At 62.4% G+C, this 18,315-nt stretch carries 18 protein-coding genes; 12 read left to right on the forward strand and 6 right to left on the reverse strand.

Annotated features, from left to right (window positions below; genetic code table 11):
• Window positions 1–58: 58 nt before the first annotated feature.
• Window positions 59–895 carry a cyclic nucleotide-binding domain-containing protein gene (locus HY067_20415; GenBank protein MBI3530316.1) on the reverse strand — a complete coding sequence of 279 codons (837 nt, stop codon included), beginning with the start codon at window positions 893–895 and terminating at the stop codon, window positions 59–61.
• A gap of 184 nt (window positions 896–1,079) precedes the next feature.
• On the reverse strand, window positions 1,080–2,525 hold the full coding sequence (locus HY067_20420) for an amidase (GenBank protein ID MBI3530317.1): 1,446 nt from the start codon (window positions 2,523–2,525) through the stop codon (window positions 1,080–1,082).
• Window positions 2,526–2,720: 195 nt separating this feature from the next.
• Here HY067_20420 and HY067_20425 point away from each other — a divergent pair, with 195 nt between their 5' ends.
• Complete coding sequence (locus HY067_20425) at window positions 2,721–3,584, forward strand: shikimate dehydrogenase (GenBank protein MBI3530318.1); 864 nt, start codon at window positions 2,721–2,723, stop codon at window positions 3,582–3,584.
• Window positions 3,585–3,634: 50 nt separating this feature from the next.
• Window positions 3,635–4,924 (forward strand): MFS transporter, encoded by a 1,290-nt coding sequence (locus tag HY067_20430; protein MBI3530319.1) that lies wholly within the window; start codon window positions 3,635–3,637, stop codon window positions 4,922–4,924.
• A 25-nt stretch (window positions 4,925–4,949) separates the two neighbouring features.
• On the opposite strand, the gene HY067_20435 is transcribed toward HY067_20430, so the two are convergent.
• The 4 genes from HY067_20435 to HY067_20450 form a co-directional block, all read right to left on the reverse strand.
• On the reverse strand, window positions 4,950–5,807 hold the full coding sequence (locus HY067_20435; protein ID MBI3530320.1) for an LEA type 2 family protein: 858 nt from the start codon (window positions 5,805–5,807) through the stop codon (window positions 4,950–4,952).
• A 373-nt stretch (window positions 5,808–6,180) separates the two neighbouring features.
• The gene (locus HY067_20440) at window positions 6,181–7,143 is read right to left on the reverse strand and encodes a hypothetical protein (protein ID MBI3530321.1); all 963 of its coding nucleotides are present in this window, start codon (window positions 7,141–7,143) and stop codon (window positions 6,181–6,183) included.
• Between the two features lie 326 nt (window positions 7,144–7,469).
• Window positions 7,470–7,823: a hypothetical protein gene (locus HY067_20445; GenBank protein MBI3530322.1), complete on the reverse strand. Its 354-nt coding sequence runs from the start codon at window positions 7,821–7,823 to the stop codon at window positions 7,470–7,472.
• Window positions 7,824–7,953: 130 nt separating this feature from the next.
• Window positions 7,954–9,309: a DUF1446 domain-containing protein gene (locus HY067_20450; GenBank protein MBI3530323.1), complete on the reverse strand. Its 1,356-nt coding sequence runs from the start codon at window positions 9,307–9,309 to the stop codon at window positions 7,954–7,956.
• A 294-nt stretch (window positions 9,310–9,603) separates the two neighbouring features.
• Between HY067_20450 and HY067_20455 the strand changes: the two genes are divergently transcribed.
• The 10 genes from HY067_20455 (at window position 9,604) to HY067_20500 (ending at window position 18,189) form a co-directional block, all read left to right on the forward strand.
• Complete coding sequence (locus HY067_20455; protein MBI3530324.1) at window positions 9,604–10,785, forward strand: ABC transporter substrate-binding protein; 1,182 nt, start codon at window positions 9,604–9,606, stop codon at window positions 10,783–10,785.
• A gap of 95 nt (window positions 10,786–10,880) precedes the next feature.
• The gene (locus HY067_20460; protein MBI3530325.1) at window positions 10,881–11,204 is read left to right on the forward strand and encodes a four helix bundle protein; all 324 of its coding nucleotides are present in this window, start codon (window positions 10,881–10,883) and stop codon (window positions 11,202–11,204) included.
• A gap of 62 nt (window positions 11,205–11,266) precedes the next feature.
• Window positions 11,267–12,127 carry a branched-chain amino acid ABC transporter permease gene (locus tag HY067_20465; protein ID MBI3530326.1) on the forward strand — a complete coding sequence of 287 codons (861 nt, stop codon included), beginning with the start codon at window positions 11,267–11,269 and terminating at the stop codon, window positions 12,125–12,127.
• Entirely contained in the window at window positions 12,124–13,125 is a 1,002-nt protein-coding gene (locus HY067_20470) for a branched-chain amino acid ABC transporter permease (protein MBI3530327.1), read from the forward strand. The genes HY067_20465 and HY067_20470 overlap by 4 nt, the downstream gene beginning before the upstream one ends.
• A complete protein-coding gene (locus tag HY067_20475) occupies window positions 13,122–13,874 on the forward strand; it encodes an ABC transporter ATP-binding protein (protein ID MBI3530328.1) in 753 nt (250 codons plus the stop codon). Before HY067_20470 ends, HY067_20475 begins: the two co-directional genes overlap by 4 nt.
• 3 nt (window positions 13,875–13,877) lie before the next feature.
• A complete protein-coding gene (locus tag HY067_20480; protein MBI3530329.1) occupies window positions 13,878–14,624 on the forward strand; it encodes an ABC transporter ATP-binding protein in 747 nt (248 codons plus the stop codon).
• A 66-nt stretch (window positions 14,625–14,690) separates the two neighbouring features.
• The gene (locus HY067_20485; GenBank protein MBI3530330.1) at window positions 14,691–15,746 is read left to right on the forward strand and encodes a cyclase family protein; all 1,056 of its coding nucleotides are present in this window, start codon (window positions 14,691–14,693) and stop codon (window positions 15,744–15,746) included.
• Window positions 15,747–15,768: 22 nt separating this feature from the next.
• Entirely contained in the window at window positions 15,769–16,530 is a 762-nt protein-coding gene (locus tag HY067_20490) for an IclR family transcriptional regulator (GenBank protein ID MBI3530331.1), read from the forward strand.
• A gap of 172 nt (window positions 16,531–16,702) precedes the next feature.
• On the forward strand, window positions 16,703–17,836 hold the full coding sequence (locus tag HY067_20495; GenBank protein MBI3530332.1) for a thiolase family protein: 1,134 nt from the start codon (window positions 16,703–16,705) through the stop codon (window positions 17,834–17,836).
• Window positions 17,833–18,189, forward strand: coding sequence for an OB-fold domain-containing protein (locus HY067_20500; GenBank protein MBI3530333.1), 357 nt, complete (start codon window positions 17,833–17,835; stop codon window positions 18,187–18,189). The genes HY067_20495 and HY067_20500 overlap by 4 nt, the downstream gene beginning before the upstream one ends.
• Window positions 18,190–18,315: the final 126 nt, after the last annotated feature.

Here is an 18,315-nt window from a genome sequence, read left to right on the forward strand (position 1 = left end):
CTAGCCCCTAGCCCCTAGCCCCTAGCCCCTAGCCCCGAGCCCCTTAGCCCCTTAGCCCCTAGCCCCTATTCTTTTGAGCCGTCATGTTCCGCAGACGGTCGGCGATGGTCTTGAGCAGCGAGATGGCGAAGCCGGGCTTGGTCATGACGAGATTCAGGAAGTCGTTGCGGCTGATGGTCAGCAACTGACATTCCGTATCGGCGATCGCTGTCGCCATTCGTGAGGCCTTGTCGACCAGCGCCATCTCGCCGAAGGTGCCCCCCGGGCCAACCCGTTCGACGACGATCGTCCTGATCGACACCGAGACCCTGCCGCGGATCAAGATGTACATCGAAACGCCGGCGTCGCCTTCCTTCATGATGACCCGGCCCGCCGGGAAGGTCTGTGGCGGCCTCGCCCTGAAGGCGGCGACCAGTTCCTCCATCATCTTCTTGTCGAACACCCTCAATTCGTCGCGATCGTCCAGGCTCGGCAGGCTGGCAGTCTGTTTCATCAGTGCGATCGTCAGGCGCAGCCGGTTATTCATGATGTTCATGAGCATCAGCGCGAATTCCGGCGTGGCCTGGATCGCCTGCTGGAATTGCCTGGCGTCGAGCACCAATGCCTGGCAGAACTTGCGGGCCGACGCCGAGGCGGCGCGCGGCTGCTGCGTAATGACCGCTATCTCGCCGAATATCTCACCGGGTTTGACGATATCGAGCGTCTTCTTGCTGCGAACCAGGCTGACTTCGCCTTCGACCAGCAGATACATCTTGTCGCTGGCCTGACCTTCGGCGAAAAAGCTTTCCATTTCGGCAAAATTTTCCGTCTTGCCGAAAGATTCGAAGCATTTGCGCGCGACCGCCGGGTCGTAGCCCTCGTCTTGCGCGGAAGGTTGGGTGAAATCGAGTTCCATGGTTCTGAATTCAGGGATTAGGGGCTAGGAAAATCCTCAAGCAAACCCTGACGCATCGAACATGATTCTAGTCCAAGCACGTGGAAGCGTGAACTCAGGGAAGCTCGGACTTCGGCGATGGCGTTGTGCGCCAGCAGCAACAGCAGCAGCAGCGTTCCGATCTCGCTCCGCATCGTTTTGCGCATCACTCATAACCTTTCGGGGCGACGAAGGGCTGGAACTCGCGTTCGAGGAATTGCGCCGCTGCGATGGTGGCGAGGTCGCCGTATTGCGGCCCGACGATCTGCACGCCGAGCGGCAATCCTTCTTTGGTAAATCCGGCGGGCGCGACGGTCGAAGGCAGAAAAGCCATGCCGGGAAATCCGGCCCAGAACATCTGCGTGGTGGACGGTTGCGGCTTGCCGTTGACCATGACCATGCGCTCCCAGCGCTCGCTTTTCTGGTTGTGCGCAAATGCGGCGGTCGCTGCGGCGGGGCAGAGCAGCAGATCCCATTCGCGGAAGAACTCCGCCCATGCGCGGCGAATCCGCTCGCGCTTCTCGTTCCATCCATGCCACTCGCGCACCGGCATCGTATTGGCATGCGTCATCCAGGCGACGTAACTGTCGTCTCCCAGTGCATTTTTTGCCGTGAGTTCGCGTTGGTGCGCAAACTGTTCGTCGTTCAGCGCGGACGACGTTGCGCCGCGCAGCAGGTGAATGAAGGTGCGGTGTGCTTCGTGCAGGTCGAAATCCGGCCGCGTGGTTTCGCTGACCTTCGCGCCGCGTTTCGCGAAGGCCTGCGCTGCCGCGAGTACGGCAGCCTGCACGGAGTCGTCGACCTCCGCGGTCGCGGCGGTGGTCAGCACGGCGACCTTCAGCTTTTTCACGTCGGGCTTCGGCCTGGCCAGCGCGATCTTCACGCCGCGCGCTTCCATTTCGTCCGGTTGCGAAATGAGCTTCAGCGGAATTTCCAGGTCGTCCGCGCTGCGCCCCATCGGGCCGATGACCAGCATGTCCTTGACGGCCAGGTTCGGCGGCAGGTTATGTCCGGTGATCGGGCAGAGTTTGAAAGTCGGCTTGTGGCCGAACACGCCGCAGTAATGCGCGGGATTGCGAATCGACGCACCGATATCGCTGCCGAGCTCGAGCCCGGTCAGTCCGGCGGCGAGCGCCGCCGCGGCACCGCCGGATGAACCACCCGGGCCGCGGGTCACATCCCAGGGATTGTTCGTCGTGCCGTAGACCGGATTGAAAGTCTGCCAGTCCGCCAGCAGCGCCGGCACATTGGTCTTGCCGAATACGACCGCGCCGGCGTCCATCAAGCGCTGCACGGCGAGAGCGTGCCGTTTCGCGATGTTGCCCTTCATGTCGACGCGGCCCCAGGTGGTCGGATGGCCTTCCAGGTCGAAGGACTCCTTCACCGTCATCGGTACACCGTGCAGCGGTCCCTTCCAGTCGCCTTTCGCGGCGGCGCGGTCCGCCTTGTGCGCCCGGTCGCGTGCGCGCTTCTCGTCGAGCACGACGATGGCGTTGAGTTTCGGATTCAGGCGGGCCACCCGTTCGAGGTAGAGGTCGAGCAGTTCGACGCTGCCGATCTTCTTGCGGCGGATGAGCGCGGCCAGCTTTTTTGCGGAGAGGAAGGGGGACATAAGAATCAGGGGCTAGGGACTAGGGGTGAGGGGCTAGGGGAAAGCATACCCGAGGCCGGGCTCCGGCCCAAAACGAAAAAGCCGGGAGGTCAAAAACCCGGTATCTGCCGGCGCGCGAAGTCCTTTAGAATCTCCCGCCAGCGCCATCCACAGAATAACGATCAGCGCCCCTGCGTCCAGCATGAACCTGTCGGCATGAAGAAACCTCTCCGATCCTCTTATCGGGTCGGCCTGATCGGTGCCGGCATCCAGGCCTCGCGCACGCCGTCCATGCACGAGCACGAAGCTGCGGAGCAGGGGCTGCGCTGCGAATACCGGCTCATCGACCTGGAGAAGCTGCAGGTCGGTGCCAACGCATTGCCGGACTTGCTGAAAGAGGCCGAAAGCAAAGGTTTCGCCGGACTCAACATTACCTATCCGTGCAAGCAATCCGTGCTCGAGCTGTTGCATGAGCTGTCCGACGATGCGCGCGCCATAGGCGCCGTCAACACCGTCGTGCTGTCGAACGGACGGCGTGTCGGCTACAACACCGACTGGTGGGGCTTCGCCGAAAGTTTTCGCCGTGGACTGCCCGATGTGCAAATGAACAGCGTGGTCCAGCTCGGCGCCGGCGGGGCGGGTGCGGCGGTCGCCCATGCCGCGCTGACTCTGGGTACCCGAAAGCTGGCGATCTTCGATCTGGACGCGAGTCGCGCGCAAAATCTGGCCGCCGATCTTTGCGCACGTTTCGGCGCCGGTCGAGCAGTAACGGGCGCCGACCTGGGTGCGGCGATGGCGAAGACAGACGGGCTGATCCACGCCACGCCGACGGGAATGGTGAAATATCCCGGGCTGCCGCTTCCGGCTGAATTGCTGCGGTCTGCGCTGTGGGTCGCGGAGATCGTCTACTTCCCGCTGGAGACCGAATTGTTGCGCGTGGCGCGCCGGCTTGGTTGCCGCACCATGAACGGCAGCGGCATGGCGGTATTCCAGGCGGTCGAGGCTTTCCGGCTGTTTACCGGCATAAGGCCGGACGCGGAGCGGATGCAGCGTCATTTCGCGTCGATGGGCGCAAGCTGAGCCTGCATCGAACGGGGCGAGACGAAGAACAATAAGAAGGGGAGACGCGAATGTCCATACAGACGCAGGCCGCGCCGCGCACGCGCGTGCGCTTCTTCATTCTGAGCCTGTTGACCATCGGCACGATGATCAATTATCTCGACCGCACCGTGCTCGGCATCGCGGCGCCTTCGCTGACCGGCGAACTCGGATTCAGCGCGGCGACGATGGGCATCGTCTTCTCCGCGTTTTCCTGGACGTATGCGGCCATGCAGATACCCGGCGGCATCTTTCTGGATCGCTTCGGCACCAGGCTGACGTATTTTCTGTCGCTGACGTTCTGGTCGCTGTCGACCTTGCTGCACGGACTCGCGACCAATCTCGCCTCGCTGTTGACCTTCCGCTTTGCGCTCGGCGTGAGCGAAGCGCCGTGCTTCCCGACAAACAGCCGCGTCGTCGCAACCTGGTTTCCGCAGCAGGAACGCGCGTTCGCAACCGGCGTTTACACCGTCGGCGAATATGTCGGCCTCGCCTTCCTGAGCCCGCTGCTGTTCTGGATCATGGGTGCCTTCGGCTGGCGCGCGCTGTTCGTCGTCGTCGGCGTCGCCGGCATCCTCTTCGGCCTGGTATGGTGGCGCAGCTATCGCGAACCGCATGAAAGCGCGGCGGCGAACCAGGCCGAGCTCGACTACATCGCGGCCGGCGGCGGCATCGTGACGCCGAAAGCGGCAAATGCGAAGTTCGAGTGGCGCCTGGTGGGCCGGCTGCTGCGCTTCCGCCAGCTGGTGGGCATCTGCATCGGACAGTTCGCCGGCAACTCGACGCTCGTGTTCTTCCTGACCTGGTTCCCGACCTACCTCGCGACCGAACGGCACATGGGCTGGCTCAAGATCGGATTCTTCACCGTGCTGCCTTTCATCGCCGCCTCGGTCGGCGTGCTCTTCGGCGGCTGGTGGTCGGATTCGCTGCTCAAGCGCGGCCGCTCGGCCAACATCGCTCGCAAGCTGCCGATCATCACCGGACTGCTGCTCGCATCGGTCATTGTCACGGCGAATTACGTGGACAGCGACTACGTCGTGATCGGGATTCTTTCGCTGGCTTTCTTCGCTCAGGGCATGGCCGCGCTGGGCTGGACGCTGGTCTCCGACATTGCGCCGGAGGGTTTGCTCGGCCTGACCGGCGGCATCTTTAACTTCGCGGCCAATCTCGCCGGGATCATCACGCCGCTGGTGATCGGTTTCATCGTCGCCGCCACCGGCTCGTTCGTCGGTGCGCTGACTTTCATTGCCGTTGTTGCGCTGATCGGCGCCTTTTCCTACATCTTCGTCGTCGGTGACATTCACCGCATAGAGCTGGAATAGAGGCCGTCACGTTCGTCACGCGCTGTTACCTCGTAACCGCCGTATTCCCGATGTGGCTGAACGGCAGCGAGAGCGGGCCGAAGCGCGTGTTGGCATCGATCGAACCGGAAACCTTGTAGGCGATCTGGTTGCCGCGCAGCAGATTCACGAGTCCGATTCCGACAGCGCGGGGCGAGAACGACAACGGCACTTCCAGCGTCGTCGCCTGTCCTGCGGGAAGGTTGACCGAATTTGCCAGCTTGCTGCCGCCGACTTCCTGCCCGCCGAGCGCGAAGCTCACGCCGAGCTTCGTCAGATCGAGGGGAAACTGGTTGGTGTTCTTCACCTGCAACTTCGCCGAGGCCGTCATCTGGTCGAGGCCCAGCTTGCCGATGGCAAGCGAGGTCAATTCAACCTGCGGCACGGCGGGTATCGGCAGCTCTCCGCTCTTCGACAACGGCACGTCGAGCCGGCCAAGCACCGGTGCATCGACGCCGAGCTTGAAATCCGCGGTATAGGGGACGATTGCGCCGGGCTTCACGCCTTTGAGCGTGGCGAACAGCGACGAAAACTGCACGGTGGCCGGAAGTTGGATTACCTGCTTGCCGCGCGCCGGAATCGAGCCGGTGGGCTTGACCGAGCCTTCCAGAAATTTCCCGCCGCCGCTGGTCAGCGAATAACCGAGGTCGATCAGCGGCAGGCTGGCGGCGTAGGGATTCTCGACCTCGACGTCGAACAGCAGCACGATATTTTCCAGCGAGAGCCCGCGGACGCTGGCGCCGATGACATGCGCGGTCGGCTTCGGCGCGCCGCCGATCAAGTCCTGCATCGACTGGCAGCCGCTGAAAAGGGACGCGCAGATCAGGGCGAATGCGGCAAGGCGATGACTGACGACGGGGCGCATGGTGTGGTTGGAAGTGAACGTCCGGCCATGCTAACGCAGAATGGCCGTAGCTATCTTAAAGTCAAAGGCGTTGACGCAGCAGCTTCAGCTCCAAGTGTTCCCTTGAGTGTTTCACCTTAAGGGCGCAGAGGTGAAAAGAGAGATCGCAAAGGATAAGGAGTACCAGGAAGAGGGAAGATTGGCTCGATTTTGCCGCCACCTGTCACTCGTCGCCTGTGCGTCATCCATCAGCCGCGACAAATTCCTGCTTCTTACCGAGTCCTGATTTCCTCTGCGCTCTTTCTTGCTCTTCTCTGCGAACTCTGCGTCAACGCCCTTATTGCCGGCCATCGGCCGGCTGGTTCTGTCGCGGCACCGAGCACGCTGACCGAACTCACCGCATGCGCACTAGCTTGCGCAGGGTGCGCAATCCCTTCGGGAGGTCCTTGCCGGGATAGATCTGGGACCAGGCGGTGTAGGAAACTTCCCCGACGTAGAGATCGCCATGGGAATCCACCGCCATGCCGTGCGGTGCGACGAACTGGTCGGGACGATCGTAGCCCGCGTGCGCGGCGCCGAAGCGCGACAGCAGCTTGCCTTCGTGATCGACGATGCTGATGCGCGGTCCGAGGTTGGGCACGTCGCGGTTGACCGGCATGGTCGGGCCGATCTCGCCGATGTAGCACAGCGGATTGCGTTTCGGCTCCATAACCATGCCGCAGGGCCGGTGCAGGTTGTGCCATTCGGTTTCGTAGTTGCCGTCGCCATCGAACACCTGCACGCGGTGGTTCTCGCGGTCGGCGACATAGATCCAGCCATCCGCATCGCAGCAGAGGTTGTGCGGGATGTTGAATTCGCCCGGTCCGGTGCCGGATTCTCCCCAGGATTTCAGCGCTTTGCCATCCGGCGAGTACTTGTGGACGCGCGCATTGCCGTAACCGTCGGAGACGTAGATGTCGCCGCGCGGCGAGAGCGCGGTGTGCGTGCAACGATGGAAGGGCTCGCCGCTCATGTAAGGCGCCGGCTTGCCGGGTATGCCGATCTGCAGCAATACTTTTCCGTCGAGCGTGCACTTGCGCACGCTGTGATCGCCGTCGTCGGTGCAGTACAGGGATTCGTCCGGGCCGATGTGCAGGCCGTGTGCGCGGTTGAATATCCCTTCGCCCCAGGAACGCAGAAATTTTCCGTCGCGATCGAACACCATCATCGGATGCTCGCCGCGATTGAAGATGTAGACCTGGTCCCTGTGATCGACGGCTACCGCCGCGACATCGCGCAGCGTCCATTCATCGGGTAGCTGCGCCCAGTTCTCCTGCACTTCGTAGCGGAATTTGCCGCTTCCTAAAGTAGTCGCCATGCTGCTCCTCCTTTTCGTGACGACGTGACGGTCGTGACAGTCGTGACGATCGTGACGACGTAACTGCGCGAAAACTCTGTCCTCTGATTCAGCCAAATCTTAATACACGCTCTTGGCTTTTGATCGTTCGAGCTACCTCGTCACGCCCATGCGGCTAAAGGCCGCAGCTATGGAATTGTAGTTCCGGCATAACATCGGCTGCGCAGATGTTAGCCTGCACTGAAACAGGCGGGAAAAGCCCTGAACCGGCTTTTACGACCGTCACGTTCGTCACGATCGTCACACCGTCACGGACTTCTCACTTTGCTCGCCTGTTTTCACGCTCGTCACGGCTCTTTCATACCTCTCAGTTGCGGCCGAAGCGCCTCGGGAATTTCGAGCTCAAAAGAGAGCACTCCGGCCGATAGCGACTTGCCGTAGTTGTCGAGGCAAAGGCTGCGCGATACGCCACCGCCGAGCGCACCTTCCGCGACGAAATTCAGTGCCTGCAGGCCATCGACGTCGTGGCGCGTGACCTTGCCGGTGACGACACCGGTGTAGTGCGACTTGAATCTGTCGGCGGTCAGTTGTTCTTTCAGATAGGGATAAAATTCGGGCGCGTAGGCGATCACCGAGATGTTCGAGGTGTTGCCCTTGTCGCCGGAGCGACAGTGTGCGAGGTGCTGGAGTAGTACTTTCATTGGCGATCTCGTTTGTTCACGTTCAATGGCATTCGTTAGAAGGGGATAGGGGCTAGGGACTAGGGGATGAGCGCCAAAGACGCGCCTGTATGTTTGGTATTTTCAATCTCTAGCCCCTAGCCCCTCTGCATCAACTCTCAAAAAAGTTGATGCTAGGAACAATCTTCTCCCTCGGCACCAGTGACGACCAAACCCCAATGATTTCGCGGGTGCGGTCCTGGTGCGGCACGCGTTTTCCCGTCATGCCCACGCCGGATACGGCCATGCCGTCGACTTCGCGGCCGACCTTGATCGCTTCTTCGCGGGTTTTCGTCCGCGCTGCCACGCGCACTGCGATCTCGTAAGGTTCCGGTGCATCTTTCGGCGTCATTGCGCCGTGGATGGCATTCAATCCGAGAAAATCGACACGCACTTCTTCTGCGTCGAGTTTCACGACCTTGAAGCGTTCCTCCAGGATGGTCTTCGCCAGTTGCGCGCGCCGCAGGGCGCCCGGCCCGGCGTAGAAGAACATGTCCTCGCCGATGAAGCCCTCGGTGCAGCCGATCGAAACTTTCAGCGTCGGCGTGCGCGGTTTGCCGGATATGTTAGTGATGCGCACGCGGTCCGGTCCGACCTGTTCGAGCTTGCTGGTCGTGAAATCGACGACGACGTCGGGGGTGATGTAGTTCGCCGGATCGTGCACCTCGTAAAGCATTTGCTCCTTCACTGTCATCAGGTTGACTGCGCCGCCGCAACCCGACACTTTGGTGAGTACCGCCGAACCGTCTTCCTCGACTTCGACGATCGGGAAGGCCAGGTTCCACGGTTCCGGGACATCCTTGAAACCGGGATCCGGGAAATAACCGCCGGTGACTTGCGCGCCGCATTCCATCAGATGGCCGAGGCCGTTGCCGGCGCCGAGGCGGGCATGGTCCAGCGCATCCCAGCCGAATTCGACCATCATCGGCGCCATGAAGAGCGACGGATCGGCCACGCGGCCGGATACGACGATCTGCGCTCCCTGCTTGAGCGCGGCGACGATCGGCTCCGCGCCGAGATAGACCTCGGCGGAAACCAGACTGTCGGCCAGGGACGAAGTCGGTTTGCCGTTCTCCAGGATCTTGTCGGTGAGCTGCAGCACGCGATCGGTAATCAGGCTGCCGTTGATCGCTGCGACCTTGATCCCTTTCGCTCCCAGCTTCTTCAGCCAGTGGACGATGCGTTCGGCCGCCGCGTCGGGGTTGATCCAACCCTGGTTGGTCACGATCCGGGTGCCGCGTTTGATGCAGCCCGGCAACACCGCCTGCATGCGATCGTCGAGATAAGTGTCATACCCCGGAAACGAAGGGTCGCGGCGCTTGCGCACCTGCGCGGCGGAGACGGTCGCTTCCGCCATGGTTTCGAAACAGAGGTAATCGAGGTCGCCGCGTTCGGCGTTCCATCGGGCCGGTTCGATGCGATCGCCCCACCATGCCGAGCCGGCACCGATACGCACGATTTTCTTCATCGCGCGGCTTCCGGTTTGTTGCAAAACATCCTTCCTCCTGCTTTGTTTTTCTCATCCGCGAGGGCGGACATTTTGGTCGCCGGAATACTGAATTGTCGATGCCATCGCGTCAATCTCAACGGATTCCGGAAACCGGAACCAAGTGTGATCAATTCTCTTAAAACGTTGAAACGTATGGTTAAGCCACTTCCGTCAATTCCACCGGTCAGAACGAATTCTTGACAAAGTCGCGTCCGGGCAACGACTATTTCTCAAAAAACCGCCACGAGCGGCCCTATACCGGAGGAGTCATTCATGCTGAAGTTGACCACCGCGCATAGTGCGCGGCTGCTGGTGCTGTCCCTTGCGTTTGCCGCGTCGGTTGCATCGGCGCAATCCCCCATCCGTATCGGCTGGCTGTCGTCGCTGACCGGACCGTTGTCTTCTGCCGCGATCGCGGAAAACCAGGGCGTTCAGTTCGCGGTCGATGAAATCAACGCGGCCGGCGGTGTCAACGGCCGCAAGCTTGAACTCATCACGCGCGACACCAGCGGCGAACCGACCAAGGCCGTGAACCTGGCCAAGCAACTCGCGTTCGTGGACAAGGTGGACTTCATCATCGGCCCGGTGAATTCCGGCGAGTCGCTTGCCACGGTGCCGATCGTCGCCAAGGCCGGCATTCCCAACCTCATCATCGGCACCATCGACGAACTGGTCGATGCGCAGAAATTTCCGCTCGCGTTCCGCGCCATCAACACCAATCACCAGTGGATCGAGGCGGCGAACGACTACGCGCTCAATGTCCTCAAGAAGAAAAAAATCGCGGTCATCGGCGATACCTCCGGCTACGGCACCGCGTCTTCGAAGGTTGCACAGGATCTGCTGGAAAAGGCCGGCGTGAAGCCGGTGTATTCGGTGCTGGTCGATCCTAACAAGACGGACCTGACCGATGAACTGAACAAGGCGAAGGCCGCAGGCGCTGAAGTGATCATGCCGTGGTCGGCCGCAACGGGATTGCTCGCGCGCCTGTTCAACACCCGTGGCGACATGGGCTGGGATGCTCCCATCGTCGGCCACCCGGCGATGATGGCGCCGACGGTCAGGCCGCTGCTGAACAAACCGGAATACTGGCACAACGCCTTCGCCGCCGGATACCTCAGCACCACCTACGACGCCAAGGGCAAGCTGCCAACGCGCACACAGGCGCTGATGGAAAAGATCCGGCCAAAGCTCGGCAAAGGCGAGATCGATTTCATGTTCTGGTGGATCGCGCTCGGCTACGACACCGTGAAGATCGTCGAGCACGCCGTGAAGACTGCCGGTTCCACGGATGCCGCGGCGATCGGGAAAGTGCTGGAGAACACCAGGGATTTCCCCGGCGTCTACGCGACCTATTCGTGGAGCAAGGAAAACCGCAACGGTTTTCCCGATCACAACATCGTCGTCAACATCGCGGGCAGCTTCAAGGATGGAAGCTTTGCGGCCGCGGCACGCTAGCGCGCCGCGGTGCGAGGGGCTAGGGATTAGGGGCTAGGGTCTGGGGGAAGAGCGTGGTTACCAGCTACCGTGACCTGACAGTCTGGCAAAAGGCTATGGACCTGGCGGAGATGATTTTTTCCCTGACTTCAAAGATTCCACGAGAACAGATTTACGGAATGAGCGCACAAATGCAGCGGGCCGCCAACTCTGTGCCTTCCAATATTGCGGAGGATCACGCAAGGAATTCCACCAAGGAGTATCTGTACCACATCTCAGTGTCACTGGGTTCGATTGCAGAGGTAGAGACGCAGCTCCTGTTGTGTGGAAGAGTGAAATTCCTCTCAGAAAATGAGGTGACGAAAGCGTTAGATCTCTCCGACGAAGTCGGAAAAATGCTTCGCGGCATTCAACGTGGCCTGAAAGAAAAACTGAACTAGACTTTCCCTAGCCCCTAGCCCCTAGCCCCTAGCCCCTAGCCCCTAGCCCCTAGCCCCTAACAATGTTCGTCGCCCTAGTCACCGGCCTTGCCACCGGCGCCTTGTATGCCGCCGCGGCCCTTACGTACAACGTGATGTTCTCGACATCGAAGGTGTTGTCGGTCACCACGGGCCACATCTCGATGCTCGGTGGCATCTTCGGCGCCTGGTTCATTTCCACGCTCGGCTGGCCCGTCCCGATCGCGTTGTTGGGTTCGATGGTCGTCGGCGCGGCATTCGGCCTGCTGACCGACCTGATCGCGATCCGCCGCGTGCTGGCGCGCAGTGACGAGCATCTCTGGCTGCTCTCCACGCTGGCGCTCGCGACCATGGTGCAGCAGGCAGCGGGGCTGTGGTGGGGCACCGAGCCGAAGCCGTTCCCGCGCCTGATCCCGCAGGATTTCTCGGCGGGACTGGGCGACCAGAAATACTGGTTGCCGATCGCCATCGCGATTCTGCTCGCCGTTGCGCTCGAGGCGTTCTATCGGCGCACGCTGTACGGCAAGTTGTTCGTGGCGATGTCGGAAGATGCCTTCGCGGCGCGCGCCCGCGGCATCCCGACGGGGCGCATCCGCTCGATGTCTTACGTGATCGCGGGCGCGATGGGCGGATTGGCCGGGTTCGCCGCAGGACAACTGACCTTCGCTTATTTCGCGCTCGGACTGGCGCTGACCTTGAATGGTTTCATCGCACTGGCTGTCGGCGGGCTCGGCAGCAATCTCGGCGCGCTGGTCGGCGGCGCAGCGCTCGGCATCCTCAGCGCGGTGGCGACCTATTTCGTCGGCGGCGAATACCAGCAGACCATTTCGGTGGGATTGCTGATGATCGTGCTGCTGCTGAAACCGGCGGGCCTGTTCGGCAGCCAGAGCGTGCGGCCGATATGAAGAACAGGCCGATGGCGATCTTGATCGTGATGGCGGCGCTGATCGCGCTGCCGTGGTGGGCCGGGGATCTCTACAAACTGCATCTCGCGGCGTTGATTTGCGCCTACTGGGTGCTGATCGGCGGACTGAATCTGGTCGTCGGCTATTCCGGCCAGTTGTCGATCGGTCACGTCGGGCTGCTCGCAATCGGCGCCTACTGCTTTGCGATACTGGCGGGTACGCACGGCGTGCATCCGGGCATTGCCATCGCCGCATCCGGTGCGTTGTGCGGGCTGTGCGGACTGCTGCTCGGCCTGCCGTCGTTGCGACTGCCCGGATTTTATTTCGCGATGGCCACGCTGGCGTTCGCGCTCATCGTTACCGAAATCACGCTGGCGCAGGGCAATCTCACCGGTGGCGGCGTCGGGCTGTCAGTCCCGGGGTTGCCGGCGCCTTTCGATACGCCGCGGGGCACTTACTGGCTGATCCTCGCCATCGCGGTGCTGGTGACCTGGCTCACCTGGAATGTGGCACGCCATACCTGGGGACGCGGACTGGTCGCGGTGCGCGACAGCGCCGTGACCGCGCAGGCGGTCGGCGTTCCGGTATTCCGCGCGAAGCTCACCGTGTTCGTTTTCAGCGGCTTGACCGCCGGGGTGGCGGGCGCGCTGTTCGCGGTGCTGCAAAGCTACATCACGCCGGATACCTTCGTATTCGATCTCGGTCTGTTCTTTTTCGTCTGCATTATCATCGGCGGCCGCGGCCACATCCTCGGCCCGGCCATCGGCACTATCGTGCTGACTGCGCTGCCGGAGATGGTCGCGCCGCTCGCGAAGCTGGGCAACTTCTTCTACGGATTGCTGCTGCTCGCCGTGGTGTTGCTGGTGCCGGAAGGCATCGGCCGGGTGTTCGAACTCCTGATCGAGTACTTCCGGCCTCGCCGAGGTGAAAGTCATGTCGTAAAACCCGACCTCGACCGGCTCGCCAAGGCAATCGAGAACGGACGATCGGTAAGATGAGCCTCGCCGCGCGCGACATCACCAAGCGATTCGGTGGACTGACGGCACTGTCGCAGGTATCGCTGGAACTCGAGCCCGGCGAAGTGCATGGCTTGATCGGTCCGAACGGCAGCGGCAAGACCACGCTGCTGAATCTGCTGTCCGGCTATTACCGGCCGGACGGCGGAAAGATCGCCATCGACGAGACCGACATTTCGAGCGCGACGGTGCAGCAACGCGCCGGCCTCGGTGTAGCGCGCACCTTCCAGAAGCCGCGGCTGCTGCCCACGCTCTCCGTGCTCGACAACGCCATGCTCGGCGGCTGGCGCGATGCCCGTGCCGGTTTTCTGGCGACGGCATTTTCGCTGCCGCAGGTGAAGGCCGACGAGCGCGAACTGCGCAGCCGGGCCGAAGAACTGCTGCATGGCGTCGGCCTGTCGCATGCGATCGGCCGGCGCGCGAATCTTCTCGAACATGCCGAGCAGCGCTTCCTCGAGATCGCCCGCGGCCTGGCGCAGCGGCCACGTTTCATCCTGCTCGACGAACCGGCAGGCGGCCTGACCCAGGCCGAGATCGAACACCTCGGCGCGGTGATCCGGGTCATGCGCGAGTCGGGCGTCGGCGTACTGCTGGTCGAACACCATACCGATTTCGTGTTTCGCATCTCCGATCGCGTGACCACGTTGGATGTCGGTGCGGTAATCAAGCACGGCACGCCGGACGAAGTGAAGCGCGATCCGGAAGTGATCCGCGTGTACCTGGGAGCATGAGCGTTGAGGACCGACCGGCCGCTGCTGAAAGTGGACAATTTGCACGTCGCCTACGGCAAGGCCGAGGTCGTGCACGGTATTTCCCTGGAAGTGCGCAACGGCGAATTTACCGTGATGCTCGGCCGCAACGGTGCGGGCAAGAGCACCACGCTGCACGCGATTTCGGGACTGATTCCGAAGAAGTCCGGCCGCGTCGAATTCGACGGCCGCGACCTGAGCAATGCGACGCCGCGCGACATCGTGCGTGCCGGCGTGGTTCAGGTGCTGGAAGGCCATCGCGTCTTCACCACGCTGACGGTCGAAGACAACCTCCTGATCGGCACCTATGCGCGCAGCCCTTACGGCGATCGCTCGAAGCTCGGGCGCATCTACGAGCTGTTTCCGGAACTCAAGGAAAAGCGCGAGGATCCCGCCTCGCGCCTGTCGGGCGGACAGCAGCAGATTCTCGCGGTTGCGCAAGGCGTGATCGGCGAACCGCGCCTGCTCATCCTCGACGAGCCTTCGGCCGGATTGGCGCCGCTGGTCATCGACCGGATTCTTTCGGTCGCCGCCGAACTGTGCAAAGGCGGGATGGCGATCTTGCTGGTCGAGCAACTGGTGGAAAAAGCACTGCGCCACGCCGGTTACTGTTACCTGGTGGAGACCGGACGCATCGCCGCCGCCGGCACGCCGAAGGAAATCCAGGCGAGCGACGTGCTGCATCAGACTTACCTCGGCGGCCGGAAAAGCGAACCGGTGGCGGGAAATTGACGCATGGTGAGTACCCGGTCTTGTTCTTAGCGTTTGCGTATTGAGAGAAAAACAGGAGGGGATGGTATGGCTGCATCGACACGCTGGAAGAACCGGCCGCAGGGCTCGACCTGGGGCGATTTCGGACCGGACGATCAACTCGGACGGCTGAACCTGCTCACACCCGAGAAGGTGAAGCAGGGCATCACAGAGGTGAAGGAAGGCCTGGTTTTCTGTCTGAGCCTGCCGCTGGATTATCCGGGTGGCAACCTGCTCAACCCGCGACGCCATCCGCCGATCCTGCGCCCGACCCTGCGCAATGGCCGCCCGAACATGGTCTACGTCGTGCAGCGCGACAACCCGGATGCCACCGACGTCATCAACGACGACGCGGTGATCCTGCACCTGCAGTATTCGACGCAGTGGGATAGCCTGGCGCATGTCGGTCAGTTGTTCGACGCCGACGGCGACGGCAAGCCGGAACCGGTGTTCTACAACGGCTACCGCGCCGGCAAGGAGATCTCCGGTCCGACCGACCCGGACGATGCCGGCGCGATCGGCAACGTGCCGGCGAAAACGACGACGGCGGTGCACGCGCTCGGCGTCGAAAACATGGCGGTGAACTGCGTCCAGGGCCGCGGCGTAATGATTGACCTGCACGCGCACGTCGGCCGCGCCAGCATCGCGGTCGGCTATGACCAGCTGATGCGCATCATGGAAAAGGACCAGGTTGTCGTCGAAAAAGGCGACATGGTCTGCCTGCACACCGGCTTTGCGCAGATGATCCTGGAAATGAACAAGCAGCCGGATCAGCACAAGCTGGAACATTCCTGCGCAACGCTCGACGGGCGCGACCAGAAGCTGCTGCAGTGGATCACGGATTCCGGACTTGTCTCGCTGATCGCGGACAATTACGCGGTGGAAGCGCATCCGGCCACCAGCCACGACGGCCGTTGCGCGACATTGCCGCTGCACGAGCATTGCCTGTTCAAGCTCGGCGTGAACCTCGGCGAGATCTGGCATCTGACGCCGCTCGCTAACTGGTTGCGCGAACACAAGCGTTCGCGCTTTCTGCTTACCGCGCCACCGCTGCGTTTGCCCGGCGCCGTTGGTTCTCCGGCCACGCCGGTAGCCACCGTTTAACCGACCGATCAGGGAGTTCGCCATGCCTACCAGAGCATCCGCAATCAACTCCGTACAGAAATCTTGCCGCATCCTGCGGTCGCTGACCGAGCCGCGGGTGAGCCGTCTGTCCGAAATCGCCGCGCAGACCGGGCTCAACAAAGTCACCACGCTGCGTATCCTCGAAGTGCTGTCCCGCGAGGGGTTCGTGAAGCGCGACGACAAGACCAAGACGTACTCGCTCGGCAACGAAGTATTCATTCTCGCTGCGGCGCTGCGCGATCGCGACGACCTGCGCGCCCGCGCGCGGCCGTCGCTGGTGCGCTTGGCCGCGATGTCCGAGGATTCGGTACTGTTGACCGTGCGCAGCGGCGGCACCGAATCGGTCTGCGTCGACCGCGAAGTCGGGCCCTTTCCGATTCGAGCGAATTACCTCGACATCGGCAGCCGGCGCCCGCTGGGCATCGGCGCGGGCGCGATGGCGCTTCTTGCCTGGCAATCGGAAGCCGAGATCGAGGCCATCCTGCCGCTGGTCGAGCAGCGTCTGCCGCAGTTTCCCAAAGTCAGCATGACCTGGCTGAGAAACGAGATCGACCGCTCCCGCGAGCGTGGCTACACGGTGTTCCTGAACATGCTCGTCGATCGCATGGGTGCCGTCGGCGTACCGATTTTCGGCGCCGACGGCAGGCCGGTCGCCGCAATCAGCATCGCGGCGCTCTCGGACCGGCTGTCCTCGCGGATGGAGCAACTGGTCGACATGCTCAAGCGCGAAGCCGAAATCATCGGGAATCCGAAGAGAAGCTAGAGGGAAGCCAGTGCTGAGCGCGAAAAAGCAGGGTCGAGGGCCGAGGGTCGAGGGCCGAGCAAAAGCACTTAAAAGCTCTTTCTCGGACCTCGACCCTCGAACCTCGAACCTATACTCCGCAGATAACGATACGTCCTCATTCCCGACCTTCATCATATTCACGGGGTAGCACTTGAGCTACATCACCGGCGTCGGGCTGACGCCTTACGGCAAGCTTCCGGGCAAGAGCACGCTCGATCTGATGAGCGAGGCGGCGACGGCGGCGCTTGCCGATGCGCAGTTGGAACGCGGCGACATCGACGGGCTGGTGTGCGGGTATTCCACGACGATGCCGCACCTGATGTTGTCGACCGTGTTCGCCGAACACTTCGGCCTGAAGCCCGAGTATGCGCATGCGATCCAGCTCGGCGGGGCAACCGGTTTCGCGATGGCGATGCTGGCGCATCACCTGGTCGAATCCGGCGTGGCGAGGAACATCCTGGCGGTGGCGGGCGAAAACCGGCTCACCGGGCAAAGCCGCGATTCCGCGATCCAGACGCTGGCGCAGGTCGGCCATCCGGTTTACGAAGTGCCGCTGGGTGCCACCATTCCCGCGTACTACGGCTTGCTTGCATCGCGCTACATGCTCGAACACGGTACGACGGAAACGGACCTGGCCGAGCTGGCGGTGCTGATGCGCAAACACGCCTGCATGCACCCCGGCGCGCAGTTCAAGGAGCCGATCACGGTCGATGCAGTGCTCGGCTCGAAGCCGATTGCCTCGCCGCTGAAGCTGCTCGACTGCTGCCCGGTATCGGACGGCGGGGCGGCCTTTGTCGTGAGCCGCGTCCGCAGCAACGATTTCGCGGTGCGCATCCGCGGCACAGGACAGGCGCATACCCATCAGCACATCAGCGCCGCGCCCAGCCTCACGCACTTCGGCGCGGCTGCCTCCGTGGAGAAGGCGCGTGCCGACGCCGGCATCCGCATGGCCGATGTCAACTATGCCGCGATCTACGACAGCTTCACGATCACGCTGACGATTCTTCTCGAGGAAATCGGGCTGGCGCCGCGCGGCGGCGCAGGCCGGCAGGCGCGCGAAGGCCGCTTCGATCACGACGGGATAGTGCCGCTGAATACGCACGGCGGACTGCTTTCCTACGGCCATTGCGGCGTCGGCGGCGCGATGGCGCATCTGGTCGAAATGCACCGGCAACTGACAAACCGGGCGCAGAACCGGCAGGCGAAGAACGCCAGTCTGGCGTTGCTGCACGGCGACGGCGGGGTGCTTTCGTCGCACGTTTCCCTGGTGGTGGAGGCAGCTTGAAACCCGTCGTGAAGGATTGGACCGAGGACGCAGAGGCTATCGCCTATCAGACTTGCGGGGCTTGCAAGGCTGTCTGGTATTTCCAGCGCAGTTTCTGTCCCGAATGCGGCGCCTCCGCGCCGACCACGCTGCAGGCATCGGGACGGGGTACGGTGCACGCGCGCACGCTGGTCGCGCGCGCGCCGACCGAGGAGTTGCGGGCGCATTCGCCCTACCTCATCGTGCTGGTCGATGCCGATGAAGGCTTCCGCCTGATGGCGCACGGCGATGCGGGCCTGCAGATCGGCGACCGCGTGCGCGCCCGTTTCGCCCAACTCGCCGGCAGGAAAATTCCCTATTTCGAGAAACCCTAACAGCCGGCCGAAGGCCGGCATTAGGAGCGTTGACACAGAGTACACAGAGGAAGGGCAAGAGAGGGCACAGAGGAAATCGTAAATTGATCGGCGCAAGTTGACGCAACTACCGATCGCTACATTCGC

Source organism: Betaproteobacteria bacterium (assembly GCA_016194905.1).
GTDB lineage: Bacteria > Pseudomonadota > Gammaproteobacteria > Burkholderiales > JACQAP01 > JACQAP01.

What these genes read in the sequence shown, in the direction of transcription:
- HY067_20430 (MBI3530319.1), top strand. Translation starts at nt 3,635, where the DNA reads ATGTCCATACAGACGCAGGCCGCGCCGCGCACGCGCGTGCGCTTCTTC.
- HY067_20425 (MBI3530318.1), top strand. Translation starts at nt 2,721, where the DNA reads ATGAAGAAACCTCTCCGATCCTCTTATCGGGTCGGCCTGATCGGTGCC.
- HY067_20435 (MBI3530320.1), bottom strand. Translation starts at nt 5,807, where the DNA reads ATGCGCCCCGTCGTCAGTCATCGCCTTGCCGCATTCGCCCTGATCTGC.
- HY067_20470 (MBI3530327.1), top strand. Translation starts at nt 12,124, where the DNA reads ATGAAGAACAGGCCGATGGCGATCTTGATCGTGATGGCGGCGCTGATC.
- HY067_20465 (MBI3530326.1), top strand. Translation starts at nt 11,267, where the DNA reads ATGTTCGTCGCCCTAGTCACCGGCCTTGCCACCGGCGCCTTGTATGCC.
- HY067_20420 (MBI3530317.1), bottom strand. Translation starts at nt 2,525, where the DNA reads ATGTCCCCCTTCCTCTCCGCAAAAAAGCTGGCCGCGCTCATCCGCCGC.
- HY067_20415 (MBI3530316.1), bottom strand. Translation starts at nt 895, where the DNA reads ATGGAACTCGATTTCACCCAACCTTCCGCGCAAGACGAGGGCTACGAC.
- HY067_20455 (MBI3530324.1), top strand. Translation starts at nt 9,604, where the DNA reads ATGCTGAAGTTGACCACCGCGCATAGTGCGCGGCTGCTGGTGCTGTCC.
- HY067_20485 (MBI3530330.1), top strand. Translation starts at nt 14,691, where the DNA reads ATGGCTGCATCGACACGCTGGAAGAACCGGCCGCAGGGCTCGACCTGG.
- HY067_20440 (MBI3530321.1), bottom strand. Translation starts at nt 7,143, where the DNA reads ATGGCGACTACTTTAGGAAGCGGCAAATTCCGCTACGAAGTGCAGGAG.
- HY067_20475 (MBI3530328.1), top strand. Translation starts at nt 13,122, where the DNA reads ATGAGCCTCGCCGCGCGCGACATCACCAAGCGATTCGGTGGACTGACG.
- HY067_20445 (MBI3530322.1), bottom strand. Translation starts at nt 7,823, where the DNA reads ATGAAAGTACTACTCCAGCACCTCGCACACTGTCGCTCCGGCGACAAG.
- HY067_20490 (MBI3530331.1), top strand. Translation starts at nt 15,769, where the DNA reads ATGCCTACCAGAGCATCCGCAATCAACTCCGTACAGAAATCTTGCCGC.
- HY067_20450 (MBI3530323.1), bottom strand. Translation starts at nt 9,309, where the DNA reads ATGAAGAAAATCGTGCGTATCGGTGCCGGCTCGGCATGGTGGGGCGAT.
- HY067_20460 (MBI3530325.1), top strand. Translation starts at nt 10,881, where the DNA reads ATGGACCTGGCGGAGATGATTTTTTCCCTGACTTCAAAGATTCCACGA.